This window comes from Sphingomonas citri (genome assembly GCF_019429485.1).
In the GTDB taxonomy this organism is placed as follows: Bacteria; Pseudomonadota; Alphaproteobacteria; order Sphingomonadales; family Sphingomonadaceae; genus Sphingomonas; species Sphingomonas citri.
In genome coordinates, this window is sequence record NZ_JAHXZN010000010.1 from 73,009 (window position 1) to 90,012 (window position 17,004).

At 69.1% G+C, this 17,004-nt stretch carries 17 protein-coding genes and 1 tRNA gene; 9 read left to right on the forward strand and 9 right to left on the reverse strand.

The genetic code is table 11. The features are described 5' to 3' along the window. Positions 1–161: 161 nt before the first annotated feature. The 3 genes from KZ820_RS19015 to lipB form a co-directional block, all read right to left on the reverse strand. Complete coding sequence (locus KZ820_RS19015) at positions 162–845, reverse strand: hypothetical protein (RefSeq protein ID WP_219750437.1); 684 nt, start codon at positions 843–845, stop codon at positions 162–164. A 228-nt stretch (positions 846–1,073) separates the two neighbouring features. Further along, on the reverse strand, positions 1,074–1,322 hold the full coding sequence (locus tag KZ820_RS19020; protein WP_132909422.1) for a hypothetical protein: 249 nt from the start codon (positions 1,320–1,322) through the stop codon (positions 1,074–1,076). A gap of 90 nt (positions 1,323–1,412) precedes the next feature. Further along, the gene (gene lipB, locus KZ820_RS19025; protein ID WP_258048351.1) at positions 1,413–2,090 is read right to left on the reverse strand and encodes a lipoyl(octanoyl) transferase LipB; all 678 of its coding nucleotides are present in this window, start codon (positions 2,088–2,090) and stop codon (positions 1,413–1,415) included. Positions 2,091–2,437: 347 nt separating this feature from the next. Between lipB and KZ820_RS19030 the strand changes: the two genes are divergently transcribed. Beyond that, positions 2,438–3,241 (forward strand): hypothetical protein, encoded by an 804-nt coding sequence (locus KZ820_RS19030; protein WP_219750438.1) that lies wholly within the window; start codon positions 2,438–2,440, stop codon positions 3,239–3,241. Further along, complete coding sequence (locus tag KZ820_RS19035; protein WP_219750439.1) at positions 3,238–3,984, forward strand: hypothetical protein; 747 nt, start codon at positions 3,238–3,240, stop codon at positions 3,982–3,984. The genes KZ820_RS19030 and KZ820_RS19035 overlap by 4 nt, the downstream gene beginning before the upstream one ends. Here the strand turns inward: KZ820_RS19035 and KZ820_RS19040 are convergent. The 3 genes from KZ820_RS19040 to KZ820_RS19050 are packed head-to-tail and all read right to left on the reverse strand — an operon-like array spanning position 3,954 to position 5,868. Continuing rightward, the gene (locus KZ820_RS19040; protein WP_219750440.1) at positions 3,954–4,547 is read right to left on the reverse strand and encodes a GNAT family N-acetyltransferase; all 594 of its coding nucleotides are present in this window, start codon (positions 4,545–4,547) and stop codon (positions 3,954–3,956) included. The two genes, KZ820_RS19035 and KZ820_RS19040, sit on opposite strands and share 31 nt — an antisense overlap. Next, complete coding sequence (gene hemF, locus KZ820_RS19045) at positions 4,538–5,377, reverse strand: oxygen-dependent coproporphyrinogen oxidase (RefSeq protein ID WP_219750441.1); 840 nt, start codon at positions 5,375–5,377, stop codon at positions 4,538–4,540. Before hemF ends, KZ820_RS19040 begins: the two co-directional genes overlap by 10 nt. 32 nt (positions 5,378–5,409) lie before the next feature. Further along, positions 5,410–5,868, reverse strand: a complete 459-nt coding sequence (locus KZ820_RS19050; protein ID WP_219750442.1) for a tRNA (cytidine(34)-2'-O)-methyltransferase — start codon at positions 5,866–5,868, stop codon at positions 5,410–5,412. Between the two features lie 179 nt (positions 5,869–6,047). On the opposite strand from KZ820_RS19050, the gene petA reads away from it, so the two are divergent. The 6 genes from petA (at position 6,048) to KZ820_RS19080 (ending at position 13,322) form a co-directional block, all read left to right on the forward strand. Beyond that, the gene (petA, locus tag KZ820_RS19055) at positions 6,048–6,632 is read left to right on the forward strand and encodes a ubiquinol-cytochrome c reductase iron-sulfur subunit (RefSeq protein WP_219750443.1); all 585 of its coding nucleotides are present in this window, start codon (positions 6,048–6,050) and stop codon (positions 6,630–6,632) included. A 13-nt stretch (positions 6,633–6,645) separates the two neighbouring features. After that, positions 6,646–7,932: a cytochrome b gene (locus KZ820_RS19060; RefSeq protein ID WP_183946249.1), complete on the forward strand. Its 1,287-nt coding sequence runs from the start codon at positions 6,646–6,648 to the stop codon at positions 7,930–7,932. Between the two features lie 30 nt (positions 7,933–7,962). After that, complete coding sequence (locus KZ820_RS19065; RefSeq protein WP_219750444.1) at positions 7,963–8,805, forward strand: cytochrome c1; 843 nt, start codon at positions 7,963–7,965, stop codon at positions 8,803–8,805. A 197-nt stretch (positions 8,806–9,002) separates the two neighbouring features. Continuing rightward, the gene (locus KZ820_RS19070; protein WP_219750445.1) at positions 9,003–11,441 is read left to right on the forward strand and encodes a TonB-dependent receptor plug domain-containing protein; all 2,439 of its coding nucleotides are present in this window, start codon (positions 9,003–9,005) and stop codon (positions 11,439–11,441) included. A gap of 43 nt (positions 11,442–11,484) precedes the next feature. Continuing rightward, positions 11,485–11,561: transfer RNA gene (locus KZ820_RS19075), tRNA-Arg, on the forward strand. A gap of 66 nt (positions 11,562–11,627) precedes the next feature. Continuing rightward, positions 11,628–13,322, forward strand: coding sequence for a GH39 family glycosyl hydrolase (locus tag KZ820_RS19080; RefSeq protein ID WP_219750446.1), 1,695 nt, complete (start codon positions 11,628–11,630; stop codon positions 13,320–13,322). Between the two features lie 336 nt (positions 13,323–13,658). On the opposite strand, the gene KZ820_RS19085 is transcribed toward KZ820_RS19080, so the two are convergent. Next, positions 13,659–14,441, reverse strand: coding sequence for a 3-keto-disaccharide hydrolase (locus KZ820_RS19085; protein WP_219750447.1), 783 nt, complete (start codon positions 14,439–14,441; stop codon positions 13,659–13,661). Between the two features lie 191 nt (positions 14,442–14,632). On the opposite strand from KZ820_RS19085, the gene KZ820_RS19090 reads away from it, so the two are divergent. Further along, positions 14,633–14,836: a hypothetical protein gene (locus tag KZ820_RS19090; RefSeq protein ID WP_219750448.1), complete on the forward strand. Its 204-nt coding sequence runs from the start codon at positions 14,633–14,635 to the stop codon at positions 14,834–14,836. Positions 14,837–14,895: 59 nt separating this feature from the next. Here the strand turns inward: KZ820_RS19090 and KZ820_RS19095 are convergent, their stop codons facing one another. Further along, positions 14,896–15,924, reverse strand: a complete 1,029-nt coding sequence (locus KZ820_RS19095) for a ferritin-like domain-containing protein (RefSeq protein ID WP_219750449.1) — start codon at positions 15,922–15,924, stop codon at positions 14,896–14,898. A gap of 10 nt (positions 15,925–15,934) precedes the next feature. Next, positions 15,935–16,927, reverse strand: a complete 993-nt coding sequence (locus KZ820_RS19100) for a ferritin-like domain-containing protein (protein ID WP_219750450.1) — start codon at positions 16,925–16,927, stop codon at positions 15,935–15,937. Positions 16,928–17,004 lie beyond the last annotated feature (77 nt).

Here is a 17,004-nt window from a genome sequence, read left to right on the forward strand (position 1 = left end):
AACGTTTGATCCGTCGACGTCGAAGCATGCGCCGGCATCCGCAGAAGCGCGCTAGCGCTTCGACCGCAGTCGATCATCCGCTCGTCGAGAGGCTGAGCCTGGCCCAGCCTCTCGAGATAAGCTCCGGGCAGAGGAGGGCGCCGGAGCGGCGCCGTCGCGGATCAGCGCGCGGCGTAGACCACCGGGGTCAGCGGCGCGCCGCATTTCTGCTCGACGAACAATCCCTTCTTCCAGCATGCCTCGTCGAAGCGCGGCAGCGTCGCGGGCAGCACCTGGAGCGAGGGGAATTGCTGCTCGCCGTACGGCTTGAGGCTGCTGCGCAACTCGCGCATGCGCGCCATCGCGACGTCGCCGAAGCCGCCGCGCGGCGCGTAGAGTGCGTCGCGGCCGATGCTGGCCGCGGTGGCGCAGAAGTTGAACTGCGCCGCGACCGTGGCGAAGCCGGAATAGGTGCGCGTGCCGAACTGGTCGAGCGCGGTCTGGCCGTCCTTCTTGGTCTTGGCGACGCGGGTGAAGTACTTACCCAGCGTGTCGAACGAATTCTGCAGCTCGACGCGATGGTCGGCCAGGATGGCGTTATAATTCTGGACCGTCAGCAGTGTCGGCTCGAACTGGCATTGCAGCGCGGCGACGTTGAGCGCGGCGCGCATGTTCCACACCACGCCGGCGCGCAACTCGGCGGGCGTGGCACCGGGCAGCGGATGCCCCATGCCGTCCTCATTCCCGATGATCGGTTCGCCACGCAAATCCTTCGATTTGAAGAAGAACTGCGCAGAAGCCGGCGTCGTCGCCAGCACCCCAGCCGCCAGCGCCACCCAGGCTCCGACGATCCCCACCTTCAGCATTCCCCAACACTCCTCGTCACGGCTACGGCCGCGCCGTCCTTTTACGTCAAACCGGGTAAATGGCCCAAGAACATTCTGTCGCGCAAATGATTCATTCCGGCGCGTGGCGTCGCTGCCACGGTGTTGCTTGTTGGCGTCGCGTAACGACAGGCGCCTTCGCAAGACAAAAGAAGAGGCCGCCCGGTTTCCCGCGCGGCCCCGTCAACACAATCGCCGTTGTGCGGCAGATTACATCGCGTTCGACATGTTCGACATCATCATGTCGTTGCCCATGGTGTCGTTCGCCATCATGCCGCCGTTCATCGCGCCGTCGACGGCGGTCATGTTGTCGGTCATGGTGTCCATGCCCTCGGTGGCGTTCATGTCGGTGATCATGGTGTTCTCGCTGGTCTCGGTCTTCGAACCGCACGCCGAGACGGCGAGAGCGGCTGCCGCGAGCGCCGAACCGCCGAGGATCTTGGTGATGACTGCACGCATGAATTTGCTCCCTAGACTGTGGATTTGGCGACCACCCGGCCGTTTTTTATCCCAAACCGGCGTAGACATTAATCGCAGATGACCGCCCTCTCAAGCCTCGTTTTCACCGACGCAAGTCAGGCTTTGCAGAAAGGCGTCGGCGGTTAACGTCAACGCGGCGTCGAAAGTTGCAAATTCGTGCGGTGAACCGAGCGCGGCGGCGCTGGTGACCGGATAGTCGGCGAGACCGCACGGCACGATGCCGCCGAAATGCGCCAGGTCGGGCGCGAGATTGATCGAGAAGCCGTGCAGCGTCACCCAGCGGCGCACGCGGATGCCGATCGCGCCGATCTTGGCCTCGGCGCCGGCGCGATCGCGCGTCCAGATGCCGATCCGGCCGGGCGCGCGAAAGGCGGCGATGCCCAGTTCGGCCAGCGCCGCGATCAGCCAGCCCTCCAGCGCGTGGACGAAGCACCGTACGTCGCGGCCGCGGCGGTTGAGGTCGAGCATGAGGTAGCCGACGCGTTGCCCCGGGCCGTGATAGGTATAGCGCCCGCCGCGCCCCGCCGGCACGACCGGGAAGCGCGGGTCGACCAGCTCGCGCGGGTCGGCGCTGGTGCCGGCGGTGTAGACCGGCGGGTGCTCGAGCAGCCACACCAGCTCGCGCGCCTCGCCGGCGGCGATCGCGGCGGCGCGCGCTTCCATCGCCTGCAGCGCGGCGGCATAGTCGGTGAGCCCCGGCGACACGCGCCACTCCACGTCCTCGATCATCGTCGTGCGCTGCTGCATCCCGGCCAGATGTGCTCCCTCGGCGCGGTTGGCAAGCCGCCGGCGGAGCGCTAGGGTCTGTACTCAATCGCAGCAAGGATCGTGATTGCCGGTGGAAGGCCGCCCACGAGGAGCGCAGCGCAGCCGGGTAGCTGCGCTACCCGCAAGCAAACGACGATGCTGGGCGGCCTTCCACCGGCAACCGCTTCACGGCGGGCGGATTTTGGCGCCATGCGGCGTCGTGCGTCGGTCACGATGCATGAGCAAAGCTCCCTCCTTGCTCCTAGCCTGGCGGCAAAATCCGCTCCGTCACGACCTTGCTGCGATCGAGTACAGACCCTAGGCCGGCGCGGGAAGGGGACGACGCGATGATCAGGATGGCCACGGTGTGGGAGCGCACGGTCGACGTGCTGCGCGGGCGCGCCGCGATCCTCGCCGGCATCGCCTTCGTCACGCTGTTCCTGCCGACGGTGTCGAGCGCGGCGGTGACGAGCTTCGTCGGTGACGTCCAGGCGGCGCGACTGCTGGCGAGCCTGGTCTCGGCGGTGCTGATGCTGTTCGGCATGCTCGCGATCACCGCCGTGGCGAGCGACCCGCGCGTCGATCGCGGCGCGGCCTATCGGCTTGCCGCGAACCGGCTTCCCGCCGCCATCGGCGTCACGCTGGTGCTGGTCATCGCGCTGTCGCTCACCTTCGTGCCGGGCACGCTCGCGCTGATCGCGGCGGGCGCGACCGTCACCGCGACGGGCATGGTCGAGATGCAGCGCGCCGCGGCCGGTCCGCTCGCGCTCTCGGCCGGGCTGATCCTCGTCGCCGCCGCGCTGCTGCTGTGGCTGGGCGCGCGGCTGGCACCGCTGTTCGCGGTGGTGGTCAACGAGCGCCTCGGGCTCGGCGCGATCCGCCGTGCCTTCGCGCTGACGCGCGGTGCCGCGGCGCGGCTGATCGGGGTGCTGATCCTCTACGCCGTGCTGGTGATGGTACTCAGCGTCGCGGTGCGCTCGGTCGTCGGAGTCGTGCTGCGGCTGCTGCTCGACAGCGACGCTGCCGTGCTGTTCGGCACCTCGGTGGCGCTGGCGATCGTCAGCGCGGGCGCCACGGTGGTGCAGAACGCCTTCTACGCGCAATATTACGCCGCTGCGCGCGAGCGCGAAGAGGCGGCGCCGTCCGCATGAGCCTGACCTTCGCCGGACTGCTCTCGGTCGCGTGGCGGCTGTTCCGGCGCGACCGCGCCCTGGTGCTGCGGCTCGCCGCGCTGTTCGTCTTCCTGCCCGCCTTCGCCGCGCTGCTGCTGTGCGACCCGCTGCCACCGCTGCCGCCGGCGCCGCGCGACGAGCTGATGATGCGCGCCTGGCTCGCCGCGGTGGGCGAGTGGGGGCAAGGCAACGCCTTGTTCTACCTGCTCGCGGACCTGCTCGCCTCCTACGGCGTGGCCGCGATCGCGCTGCTGCTGCTCGATCCCGACCGGCTGACGGTGGGGCAGGCGCTCGGCCAAGCACTGGCGCGGCTGTGGTCGTTCGTGCTGGTCAGCGTCGCGGTGGCGGTGCCGGTCGGGCTCGGCCTGTGGCTGCTCGTGCTGCCCGGGCTGTACGTCCAGGCGCGGCTGATCGCGGCGGTGCCCGCCCTGGCGCGGCACCCGGCGCTGCGCGCGGGGCCGGCGCTGCGGCTGAGCTGGAGGCTGACCAAGGGGCAGGATTGGGCGATCACCGGCGCGCTCGTCACGCTGTTCCTGGCGCAATGGGTCGTCGTGTCGCCGCTGCTGAGCGCGGACGAGGCGCTGCGCGCGCCCGGCAGCGGCGACCCGGTGCTGCTCGGGCTGGTGGATGCGCTGCTCGCCGCGGTACCCGCGGCCTATGCGATCGCGGTGCTGCTGATGGGCGTAGTGGTCTATCGCGTCGGGGCGAGCAGGGGCAGCTGAGGTGCGACGTCGGCGGGCAGGGCGCCGGTCACGCGCGGGTCGGTGAAGGTCTCGATCGTGCGACGCACCGGGGTGAAGCCCTGCGCGCGGTAGAAGTTGAGCGCCGAGGGATGGTCGAGCGTGCAGGTGTGGAGCCACACGCGGTTGACGCCCGCGACCCAGGCGCGCGCGAGCGTCTCCGCCATCAGCCAGCGACCGTGACCCTGGCCGGTCAGCTCGGGCACCAGAGCGAAATAGCCGATCTCGCAGGTGCCGGCGGAGCGGAAGTCGAGCTCGACCATGCCGACCTCGACGCCGGCGCGGTCGACCGCGGCGAACACCTGCACCTGCGTGTCGTGAACGATCGCGGTGAGCGCGGCATCGTCCATGACGAGCCGCGAGAACCACAGCCAGCCCGCGCCGACGCGGCGGAATAGCGCGCGATATTTCTCCGGCTCGGGCCGTGCCCAGCGCACCAGCCGCAGCGGCGAGTCGGGCACGGGGCGCAGCGGCGGGCGGCGGCGCATCTCCAGCGAGGTGACCACCGCGGCGATCTGGTCGGCGGGGAGGTGGGTCAGCCCCATGTCGCCACCGGCGGCAGGCTCATCAGGATCGCGTCGACGTTGCCGCCGGTCTTCAGCCCGAACAGCGTGCCGCGATCGTAGACGAGGTTGAACTCGGCGTAGCGCCCGCGCCATTCGCGCTGCTGCGCGACGTCCGCCTCGGCGAAGGGCAGGTGCATCCGCCGCCGCACGATCCGCGGGTACACGTCGAGGAAGGCGCGGCCGACGTCCTGGGTGAACGCGAGGTCGGCGGCGAAGTCCCCCTCCAGATGGTCGTAGAAGATGCCGCCGACGCCGCGGTGGACGCCGCGGTGCGGGATGTAGAAATAGTCGTCCGCCCATTGCTTGAAGCGCGGGTAATGCGCCGGATCGTGGCGGTCGCAGGCATCGCGCAGCGTGGCGTGAAAGTCTTCGGTATCCTCCGCGATGGGCAGCGGCGGGTTGAGATCGGCGCCGCCGCCGAACCAGCGCTTCGTGGTGGCGAGGAACCGCGTGTTCATGTGCACCGCGGGAACGTGCGGGTTGGCCATGTGCGCGACCAGGCTGATGCCCGTGGCGAAGAAGCGCGGGTCCTCGCCCGCGCCGTGGATCGTGCGCGCGAAATCACCCTCGAACGTGCCCCCGACGGTGGAGACGTTGACCCCGACCTTCTCGAACACGCGGCCCTTCATCACGCCGCGCACGCCGCCGCCGCCGGGTTCACCGCTCGGGTCGGCGCGGTCCCAGGCGAGATAGTCGAAGCGCGCGTCGGAGCCGGCCTCGCGCTCGATCGCCTCGAACTCGGCGCAGATCAGGTCGCGCAGCTGCTCGAACCAGGTCCGGGCGGCGGTCTGCTGTTCGTCCAATATCATGGGGATGCTCTCGCCCGGCGAAGCGCGTGCGGTCAATCGGTCAATCTGTCCCACCCGCCGGTCTGGCGCAGCGCCTCGCCGAGGATCAGCGCGCCCGCCATCGCCACGTTGAGCGAGCGCAGCCCGGCGCGCATCGGCACGCGGACGCGCAGGTCGGCGCGGTCATGGACGTGCGCCGGCACCCCGACGCTCTCGCTGCCGAGCAGCAGCGCGTCCTCCGCTTCGAAGCGCGCCTGCGGCAGCGGCACCGCGCCCGCCGTGGTGGCGAGCACGACGCGGCCCTCGACCGTGGCGAGGAAAGCGTCCCAGTCGGCATGACGCCGGACCTGCACGTGCGCGGCATAGTCCATCGCGGCGCGCGCCATCGCGCGCTCGCCCCAGGGAAAGCCCATCGGCTCGATCAGGTCGACCGCGAGGTCGAGGCAGGCGCCGAGCCGCAGCAGCGTGCCGACATTGCCGGCGATATCGGGTTGGAACAGCGCGATCCGCATCGCCGCCGCTCTACGCAGGTTGTTGCGCGACCGCAAAATGGGATTGGCAAAGCGCGGGGCCCGCGGCTATCACCCCGCCAGACCGCCTCGGGGACAGGCAGGTCGCGCGGGGAGGCGGCATGTCGCGACGGCATCGGATCGACCCGGCGGGAGAATGAACGGGTAGAGGTTTGACGCGAATGGCGACGGTCGAGAACAATATCCCGCCGGGCGAGGACCCCGCACCCTATCACGAGCCTGCCCACGATCCGCGTCGCCGCGACTTCATCAACATCGCCGCCGTGTCCTTCGCGGGCGTCGGCGCGGTCGCGATCGTGCTGCCGCTGATCAACCAGATGAACCCCTCGGCCGACGTGCTCGCGCTGTCGACCACCGAGATCGACATCTCCAAGATCGCGCCCGGTCAGGCGATCAAGTCGTCGTTCCGCAAGCAGCCTTTGTTCGTGCGCAATCTCACGCCCAAGGAGATCGGCGAGGCCAACGACGTCGACGTCGGCTCGCTGCGCGACCCGCAGACGCTCGCCGAGCGCACCAAGCCGGGCAAGGAGAACTGGCTGATCACGCTGGGCGTCTGCACCCACCTAGGCTGCGTGCCGCTGGGCGCGGGCGAGGGCGAGAACAAGGGCCCGTTCGGCGGCTATTTCTGCCCCTGCCACGGCTCGGCCTATGATACCGCCGGGCGGATCCGCCAGGGGCCGGCACCGCAGAACCTGCACGTGCCCGATTACACTTTCACGTCCGACACCGTCGTGACGGTCGGCTGAGGGAGAACGAGAGATGAGCTTTCCCTGGGCCAAGCATTACGAGCCGAAGCAGCCGCTGATGCGCTGGCTGGACGAGAAGCTGCCGCTGCCGCGCCTCGTCTACAACGCCATCGGCGCGGGCTATCCGGTGCCGCGCAACCTCAACTACTTTTGGAACTTCGGCGTGCTCGCCGGGGCGGCGCTGGTGATCCAGATCGTCACCGGCGTGGTGCTGGCGATGCATTATGCCGCCAACGGGACGGTCGCGTTCGGCTCGGTCGAGAGCATCATGCGCGACGTCAACGCGGGCTGGTTCCTTCGCTACGCGCACGCGAACGGCGCCTCGATGTTCCTCGCCGTGGTGTACATCCACATCGGCCGCGGGCTGTATTACGGCTCGTACAAGGCGCCGCGCGAGATGGTGTGGCTGCTCGGCGTGGTCATCTTCCTGCTGATGATGGCCACCGCCTTCATGGGCTATGTGCTTCCCTGGGGGCAGATGAGCTTCTGGGGCGCGCAGGTGATCACCGGCTTCTTCTCGGCGATCCCGCTGGTGGGCGACACCATCCGCATCTGGCTGCTGGGCGGCTTCGCGCCCGACAACGCCGCGCTGAACCGCTTCTTCTCGCTCCACTATCTGCTGCCGTTCGTGATCGCGGGCGTGATCATCCTGCACATCTGGGCGCTGCACATCCCGGGGTCGAACAACCCCACCGGCGTGGACGTGAAGGGCGAGCAGGACACGGTGCCGTTCCACCCCTATTACACCGCCAAGGACGGCGTGGGCGTGGCGGTCTTCTTCCTGATCTTCGCCACCTTCGTGTTCTTCTCGCCCAACCTGCTGGGGCATCCGGACAATTACATCGAGGCCAACCCGCTCTCGACGCCGGCGCACATCGTGCCCGAATGGTACTTCCTGCCGTTCTACGCGATCCTGAAGAGCTTCACCGCGGACTTCATCCTGCCGGCGAAGCTGTGGGGCGTGCTGGCGATGTTCGGATCGATCCTGCTGCTGTTCTTCCTGCCCTGGCTGGACAGCTCGCCGGTGCGCTCGGCCAATTATCGGCCGACCTACCGCTGGTTCCTGATCGTGCTGGTGTTCGACGTGCTGGTGCTCGGTTATGTCGGCGGCGCGGAGGCGACCGCACGCAACGTGATGATGGGGCAGATCGCCGCGGCTTATTATTTCGCGCACTTCCTGATCATCCTGCCGCTGGTGTCGGCGGCGGAGCGGCCGCGGCCGCTGCCCAACTCGATCACCGAGGCGGTGCTGGCGAAGCACGGCGGCACCGCGCCCACCAAGACCGCGCTGGCGGGTTGAGAACGAGACGAAGAGGGGATCTGACAGGCAATGGTTCGTCTCATATCACTGGTGATCGGTGCGGGGTTCGTCTTCGTGCTCGCACTGGCGCTGTTCTTCACCGCCAAGGACGCGATCCAGAATCCGGCGCCGCACACCGCCGAGCATGAGTTCCACCTGCATCCGGAGGACATCCACCTGTCCTCCGCGGGCTGGTTCGGCAAGTTCGACCGCCAGCAGGTGCAGCGCGGCTTCCAGGTGTACAAGGAGGTCTGCGCCGCCTGCCACTCGCTGAAGTATGTCGCGTTCCGCGACCTGCAGAAGATCGGCTATTCCGAGGCCGAGGTGAAGGCGATCGCCAACCAGTGGGTGATCGAGCAGCCCAGCGTGAACCCGGAGACGGGCGAGGCGGCGACGCGCAAGAACCTGCCGTCGGATCATTTCCCGTCGCCCTTCGCCAACGAGGTCGCGGCGCGTGCCGCCAACGCCAACGCGCTGCCGCCCGATCTGTCGCTGATGGCCAAGGCCCGCGAGGACGGCAGCAATTACATTCACGCGCTGATCACCGGCTATCGCGACCAGCCGGCCGAGCTGCTCAAGAAGTTCCCCGACGCCAAGACGCCCGAGGGTCTGCACTACAACCCCTATTTCGCGAACCTCAACATCGCGATGCCGCCGCCGCTGACGTCGGACGGGCAGGTGACCTATTCGGACGGCACCAAGGCGACCCGCGACCAGATGGCGCGCGACGTGGCGGCCTTCCTGACCTGGACGGCCGAGCCCAACCTTGAGGCGCGTCACGCCGCCGGGCTGGCGGTGGTGATCTTCCTGATGATCTTCATCTACCTGACCTGGGGCGCGTACCAGAACGTCTGGCGCGAGGTGAAGCACTGAGCCTCACGGGGGCGGGCGCCGCGCCCGTCCCCGTCCGCGCACGCCGTAATCTCCATCGGCCTGGAGGATCTTCGGTAGAAATGCTTGGCCGTTCACAACGCAGATTTGAGCCGCGGCGCGCTGAACCGGCGTAAAGCGATCCCAACGAACGCGCCGCGCGCCAGCGTGCGGACGCGGGTAGAACAGGGATCCTCGCCATGCATCGTCTCGCCGCCAGCCTTCTCGTCACCAGCGCGCTGACCATGGTCGCGCCCGCCGCGCGCGCGCAGGAGCCGCAGCCGCAGGGCGAACTGCCGCAGGCGCAGCCGGCGACCGAGGCGCAGGCCGCGCCGACGCAGGACAGCGCAGCGCCGCCCGCGGAGAGCGACGACATCGTCGTCACCGGCACGCGCGCCGCCGGGCGCACGCGGCTCGACAGCCCTTCTCCCGTCGACGTGCTGAGCGGCGCCAGCCTCCAGCGCCAGGGCACCACCGAGGTGGCGGCGGCGCTTGCCAATGTCGCGCCCTCGGTCAACTTCCCGCGTGCCGCCGCGACCGACGCCACCGACGCGGTGCGCCCCGCGACGCTGCGCGGCCTCTCGCCCGATCAGACTTTGGTGCTGATCAACGGCGTGCGTGGCCACGCCTCGGCGCAGCTCAACACCAACGGCTCGGTCGGACGCGGCTCGTCGGCGGTCGATCTCAACACCATCCCGGTAGCGGCGCTCGACCGCGTCGAGGTGCTGCGTGACGGTGCCGCCGCACAATATGGTTCCGACGCGATCGCGGGCGTGGTCAACCTGCGGCTGCGCGAGGCCCGCTCCGGCGGCGGCGCGACCGTGACCTACGGCTTCTACGACACCCAGGTCGACACCGCACGCGGCAGCCGCCACGTCACCGGCGAGAACAACGTCACCGCCTCCGCGTGGCAGGGGATCGGCTTCGGCAGCGACGGCTTCCTGACGCTCTCGGGCGAGTATAACCGCCGCGAGCCAACCAATCGCGCCGACTTTGACCCGCGCGTCTCGCCCAGCCGGGTCACCGGGCGCTTCGGCGATCCGGCGCTGGAGCAATATACGGTGTTCGCCAACGCGGGCACGTCGCTCACCGACAATTGGAGCCTGTACGGCTGGGTTGGCTATCAGGACCGCGACGTGCGCGGCGCCGCTTTCCCGCGTCTGCCGGGTGTGACCAGCGGCTACAACGTCAACGAGCTGTATCCGAACGGCTTCCTGCCGATCATCAACACCAAGTCGACCGACCTCAACTCGGCGCTGGGCGTGCGTGGCCAGGTAGCGGGATGGAACGTCGATCTGAACGTCAGCTATGGTCGCAACCGGCTGTCGTTCCGTACGCTGGACACCGCCAATTTCGCCGCGGGCAACGCCTCGCCGACGGCGTTCTACGACGGGCGGCTGATCTACGACCAGTGGGTCGCTGGGCTCGACGTCACGCGCAAGTTCGACGTCTTCCAGTCGCTCAACGTCGCCTTCGGGCTCGAGGGCCGGCGCGAGGGTTACAAGATCGAGGCGGGCGAGGCGGCGGGCCAGCCGGTGTCGGGCGTGTCCGCGGGCGCGCAGGGCTTCCCGGCGCTGACCCAGGCCAACGCGCTCGAGCGCTCGCGCCGCAACGGCAGCGCCTATCTCGACGTCGAGGCGCAGCTGACCGACGCGCTGCTGCTCGGTCTCGCCGGGCGCTTCGAGGATTATTCGGACTTCGGCTCGACCGCCAACGGCAAGGCTTCGCTGCGCTACGACATCGCCGAGTGGCTGGCGCTGCGTGGCACGGTCTCGACCGGCTTCCGCGCGCCGTCGCTGCAGCAGCAATATTTCACCTCGACCGCCTCGGTGGTGCAGAACGGGGTGCCCTTCCTCACCGCGACGACGCCCTCGACCAGTGGGCTCGGCACCGCGCTCGGCGGCGTCCCGCTCGACCCGGAGAAGTCGACCAACTTCTCGGCGGGCACGGTGGTCCGCTTCGGCGGCTTCGACCTCTCGGTCGACGGCTATTACATCAAGCTGCGCGACCAGCTGGCCTTGTCCGAGAACATCAACGCCTCGTTCAGTCCCGCGGTCGCTTCGCTGCTGTCGCCCTATGGCGTGACCGCGGCGCGCTTCTTCATCAACGGCGTGCGCTCGACCACCAAGGGGATCGACGCGGTCGCGCATTATCGCCTGCGCACCGAGCGCGCGGGCGCGTTCGACCTCACCGTGGCGGGCAACGTCAACAAGGTGGAGGTGACCGACGTGCCGACCTCGACCGCGGTGCTCGACCCGGCGCCGACCTTGTTCGCGCGCAGCCGCGTGCTGACGGTGGAGCAGGGCACGCCCGGCGAGAAGGTGACGGGCACGATCGACTGGTCGCTCGACCAGGTCGGCGCGCTCGCCCGCGTGACCTATTACGGCGACGTCAACGAGCCAGGGACTACCCCCGCCGCCGACGTGCGCACGGGCCGGCACGCCGTGACCGACCTCGAGCTGCGCTACCAGGCGCTGCCCGGCGGCCAGGTCGCGCTCGGCGTGAGCAACCTGTTCGACGTCTATCCCGATCGCACCATCCCGGCGAACAACGCGACCGGGGTGATCGGCTTCCCTTATTACTCGCCGTTCGGCTTCAACGGGCGCTACCTCTACGTCCGTGCCGGGCTGAGCTGGTGAGCGATTGACCCTCTCCGCGCGAGAACCTACGGGGGCGAATGGCGCCCCCGTAGCTCAGCAGGATAGAGCGACGGTTTCCTAAACCGCAGGTCGTGAGTTCGAATCTCGCCGGGGGCACCAGCGCGTCCGGCGCGCTTGCGCGGTGGCGCCTGCGCTCGCATCATCCTAAAAAAGGGGAGGAAAGCGATGCGCGTGTGGAGACAGGGCCTGGTGATCGTGGCACTGGCCGGCGCCGCGCCCGCCGGGGCGGCGCCCCACGACGCGCCCTTCGCGGTCACGATCGACGTCGATGTCGGGCACGACGAGGGGCCGGTGGCGCAGGAATGGCGCTTCTTCGGCGCCGACGAGCCCAACTATGCGACGATGAAGGACGGTCGCACCACGCTGGCGACACTCGGCGCGCTCGCGCCGGACCGGGTCTATTTTCGCGCGCACAACCTGCTCACCTCGGGCGATGGCACACCGGCGCTCAAATGGGGCTCGACCGGCGTCTATCGCGAGGATGCGCAGGGCCGACCGGTCTATGACTGGACGATCGTCGACCGCATCTTCGACACCTATCGGGCGCGCGGGGTGAAGCCCTACGTCGAGCTCGGCTTCATGCCCGAGGCAATGTCGACCAAGCCACGACCCTACCAGCATGACTGGCGACCGGGCAGCGGCGAGCTGCGCACCGGCTGGGCCTATCCGCCGCGCGACTATGCGCGCTGGGAGGAGCTGATCCACCAGTGGGTGCGTCACTGCGTGGAGCGCTACGGCCGATCCGAGGTGGCGAGCTGGTATTTCGAGACGTGGAACGAGGCCAACCTGCCGCAATATTACTGGGGCGGCACGCGCGAGGAGTTCTTCCGCCTCCACGACGCTGCGGTGCGCGGGGTGCGACGCGCTTTACCAGAGGCACGCGTCGGCGGGCCGGACAGCGCGGGCGCGGGCGACGATTTCCTCGCCGCCTTCATGGCGCACGCGCGTGCCGCGGGCACGCCGACCGACTTCCTGTCGTTTCACGCCAAGGGCCAGCCCAAGGTGATCGAGGGTGCGGGTGGCAGTCACGTCCGCATGGGGCTCAACACGCACCTGAAAGCCGCCGATGACGAGTTCGCCGCGATCGCTGCCGACCCCGTCTTCCGCACCAAGCCGATCGTGATCGGCGAGTCGGATCCGGAGGGCTGCGCCGCCTGTCAGGGGCCGGCGAACGCTTACCGCAACGGCACGATGTATTCGAGCTACACCGCCGCCTCTTTCCCGCGGCTGCGCGCACTGGCGCAGCGGCGCGGGCTCACGTTGGAAGGCGTGCTGACCTGGGCGTTCGAGTTCGAGGATCAGGCGCCGTTCGCCGGCTTCCGCCAGCTCACCTCGGGCGGGATCGACCTGCCGGTGATCAACACCTTCAAGCTCTTCGCCAAGATGGGCGGGCGCTACGTGAGCGCCCGGTCGGATCATCAGGTGCCGCTGGACTCCGCGCTGAACGACGGGGTGCGCGGTGGCGCGGACGTCGGTACCGTCGCGACCCGCGACGGCACCCGCGTGGCGGTGATGGTATGGCATTATCACGACGACGACGTCGCCGGTCCCGCGGCGGCGGTGCGCCTCCGGCTGCGCGACCTGCCGCGCGCTTATGCCGGCGGCGCGACGCTGACGCAGTATCGGATCGACGAGGGTCACGCCAACAGCTTCGCCGCGTGGCAGAAGATGGGCTCGCCGCTGGCGCCGAGCGACGCGCAGCGCAGCGCGCTGAAGCGAGCGGCGGCGCTCGACCCGATCGCGCCGGCGGAGCGCCTGGCTGTGCGGCGGGGTGCGGGCGAGATCGCCTTCACGCTGCCGCGGCAGGGGGTGTCGCTGCTGGTGCTGACGCCCGCCCGGGCGAGTGACGACGCGCGCTGAGGTCGGCCGCGCCACATTGGCGTCTGGTCCCGGCGTGGCTCAGCCCCCCCATGCCGCTTCGCGACACTCCGGACTTGATCCGGAACCGCCGCGAGCGGTGATGTCGGCCCGATCGGCGCGGAGACCCTCGCCCTGAGAAGGATCGTGGCGACGTCCCCGTCATCCCGGACTTGATCCGAATGCATCGCGCCGCGCACGACGATGTCGTTGCTCCTGCGGATCATGGATCACGGCCCAAGGCCGGGATGAGAGGGTTGGGGGGCGCAAACACGATGACGCGACGGTCCCATGAAGGGGAGGGATACGACGCGCTTCCACCCCCGAGACCGCGCGGCCTCAACCCCGCTCAGGCAACTCGCGCACCCAGATGTTGCGGAAGCTGATCGGCTGGCTGGGATCGCCGTGGTCCTGCAGCTTGATCGGCGCCTTGCCGTGCGGCTTGTAGCTGGGCTTGCCGATATAGACCGTGCCGCCGCGCACCTCGGTATGATCCTGCACCAGCACGCCGTTGACGTAGCCGGTGACGAAGGCGGGGCGGGTCACCGCGCCGTCGGCGCCGAAGCGTGGCGCCTCCCAGGTGATGTCGATCGTCTGCCACTCGCCCGGCCGGCGCGCCGGATTGGCGAGCGGAGGGGTCTGCTTGTAGATCGCGCCGAGCTGCCCGTTGACGTAGGTCGGGTTGTTGTAGCTGTCCATGATCTGGAACTCGTAGCCGTCGTCGCCCGGCCCGGTGGAGGCCAGGAACAGCCCGCTGTTGCCGCGCGCCTGTCCCTCGCCGGTGATGTTGGCGGGGATGCGGTATTCGAGGTGCAGCTGGTAGCTTCCGAACGACTGCTTGGTCTGGATGTTGCCGGTGCCCTTCTTCACCGTCACGGCGCCGTCCGCGACGGTCCAGCCGGCGGCGCCGCCCGTCTTCACCGAGGCCCAGCGGTCCAGCCCCTTGCCGTCGAACAGCACCACCGCGTCGGCGGGCGCGGTCCAGCCGGCGAAGGCACCCGGTGCCACTACCGGCACCGCAGGTGACCATTGCTCGGTCGCCTTGGGATCACCCTGCTGGCCCTGCGCCATCACCGCGGACGAGGCGAGCGACAGCCCGACGCCCAGCACGATACCCTTCATAGCTCGCATCCTCTTCGATACTCCCGGTCACAATGCGGTTCGCATCCGCGCCGTTGGTAACGCGTCCGGGCGCAACCTCCTAGTCTCGCCTCGTCGCATCGGCTCGCGCGTGCCGACTGACCGAGATCAGGTTGATTCGGCGCGGCGGAAATCGAGCCTGGTTCGTTCTACCTCTGCCGAGGAGTGTCACCATGATCAATCGCGAAGCTGCCGAGCAGAAGGTGAGGGCGCTACACGCCGAGGAGGAGCGAGAGAAAGCGCTCGCGCGCGGCCTGCCGCCCGGCGACGACCAGGACCGCCACTGGATGCGTGGCGAGCGCCTCTCCGACGAGGCCTGGTCGATCGAGGAGCGCTTTGATCTCGAGCCCTGGCCGAGTGGGCTCTGGCCCGCCTGACCGAGCGCCTCGCCGCTCACCGCACCCTCGCTCGCGCGAGAATGCGGTGAGCAGGCATGTCAGGGGTTGGCCTGACTGGTCTTGATCGTGCCGTTCAGTCCGGCGGGGAAGAAGCCCCCCGACGAGACCGCCGCCTTGTTCTGGTAGACGACGTTCAGCACCTGTGCGGCGTTGCGGCCGAGCACCAGCCCTCCATCGTTGGTCGGCACGAGGTTGGCGGTGGTGGCGTCACCGATGTCCTGGTCGTTCTCGGTGGAGCCGTCGAGGCCGTCGCGCGTGTTCGAGATCTGCGTGATACGGGTATAGATGCTCGGCACCGTCAGGCCGCGGCGCCACAGTTCCGAGCGGATCATGCCGTCGTGATAGCATTCGGTGGCGAGAATCCCCGCCGATGCTTCCAGGAAGGTCTTGTTGCTGATCAGCCGCGCTGCGCCGCGATAGGCCGTCACGCCGACGTCGGTGAGCAGGTAGGAGCCGATCAGGAAGTTCTCGTCGTTGAGGAAGGGATCGAAGATGTCGGTCGCGCCGATCGCCCCGGCGGCTCGCGCGGCGGCAGTGAAGGCGCCGACCGCGGTCGCGCCCGCGATCGTCACGCTCGCGCTGCCCGACAGGTTGATCGCCGGCTGCGCCACCGCGGCGCTGCCGAGATTGGTCCGCAGGAAGCCGATATGGCCGAGCTCGTCGAACGCGATCTCGCGCGCATATTGCTGCACCACCGGATCGGTGAAGGTCACCGCGCGCGCGGCGCCGTCGCCGCTGCCCGTCACCACCGCGCCCTGCGCGCCGGCGCCGGTCTGCAGACTCGCCGCGATGCCCTGGCCCGAGACCGCGTACGAATAGTAATTGCCCTCGAGATATTCCAGCTGAAGCGCGAAATTGAGCACATCGGCGTCGCTCACGGTCGGCGCCGGGGTGGGTGAGGCGGTCGGCGCGGGCTCGTTGTCATCGTCGTCGTCGCAGCCGGACAGCAGGGCAAGGCCGCCGGTCATCGCCGCCGCGCCGCCGCACAGCCGGATGAAGTTGCGACGCGCACGGCGCTGATGCTCGGCGCGCTCCATGAGGTCGAGAAACTCGGTCTGGTCGCTCATCGCCGCCTCCTCAGTTCGCGCCGGAGCGCCGCAGCGCCGCGTTGGGGTTGTTGGTGCCGTTGGGGAAGAAACCGCCCGCCGTGGCGGCCTGGCGGGTGAGATAGGCGATGTTGTGGACCTGCTCGGAAGTGCGGCTGAACACGATGCCGTTCTCGTCCGTCGGCACGATGTTGGCGGCGAGGCCGAACTGGTTCTGCACCGGCGTGACGCCCTGGTCGTCGTCGGCGACGCGTTGCGGCGGACCGGCCGAGACGGCGGTGCCGTCGAGCAGGTCGCGCGCGCCCGAGATCTGCTCGGTGATGGTCCAGACGGCCGGCACGTCGACGCCGCGGCGATAGAGTGCGCCGCGGATGATGCCGGCGTGGAACGCCTCGGCGGCGAGGATGCCGGCGGCGGCGTCGACGATATCGGGATTGCTGAGCAATGGCGACCCGCCCTTGTAGGCGGTGACGCCGACGTCCTCGAAGATATAGGCGGCGATCAGGAAGTTGTCGTCATTGGCGTAAGGGTCGAAGACGCCGCCGCTGGCGCTGAGATCGACCCCGGCGGCGACCGCCGCGGCGGTGAAGACCGTCGCCGACAGGTCGATCGCCGGCTGGGCGACCGCCGCCGATGTCAGCGCCTGGCGCAGCGAGGCGACGTGCGCCACCTCGTCGGCGGCGATCTCGCGCGCGTATTGGATCACGGCGCGGTCGGTCAGGTTGGCCTTGCGCGCGCCGGTCACCGCGCCCTGCGTCTGCGTGCCGGTGAGCTGCGCCGCGGGCAGGCCTTGGCCGCTGTACGCGTAGCTGTAGAACTGCGCCTCGAGATATTCGAGATTGAGCGCGAAGTTGAGGATATCGGTGTCGCTCGGCGCGGTCTGCGCCTCCGCCCGGCCGGCGAGCGCGAGCCCGGCGGTGCCCATCGCGACGCCAGCGATCGCGGTCTTGAAGAAGTCGCGCCGCTGGTGACGACGCTCGACGCGCGCATCCAGGGCATCGATGAGATGCTCACTCCCGGGCATAGATCTCTCTCCTGCCCCGATGATCAGCGAGGCGCCGGGCGCCCGTCGTTCCGACCGCCGACCTCAGATACGAAGCA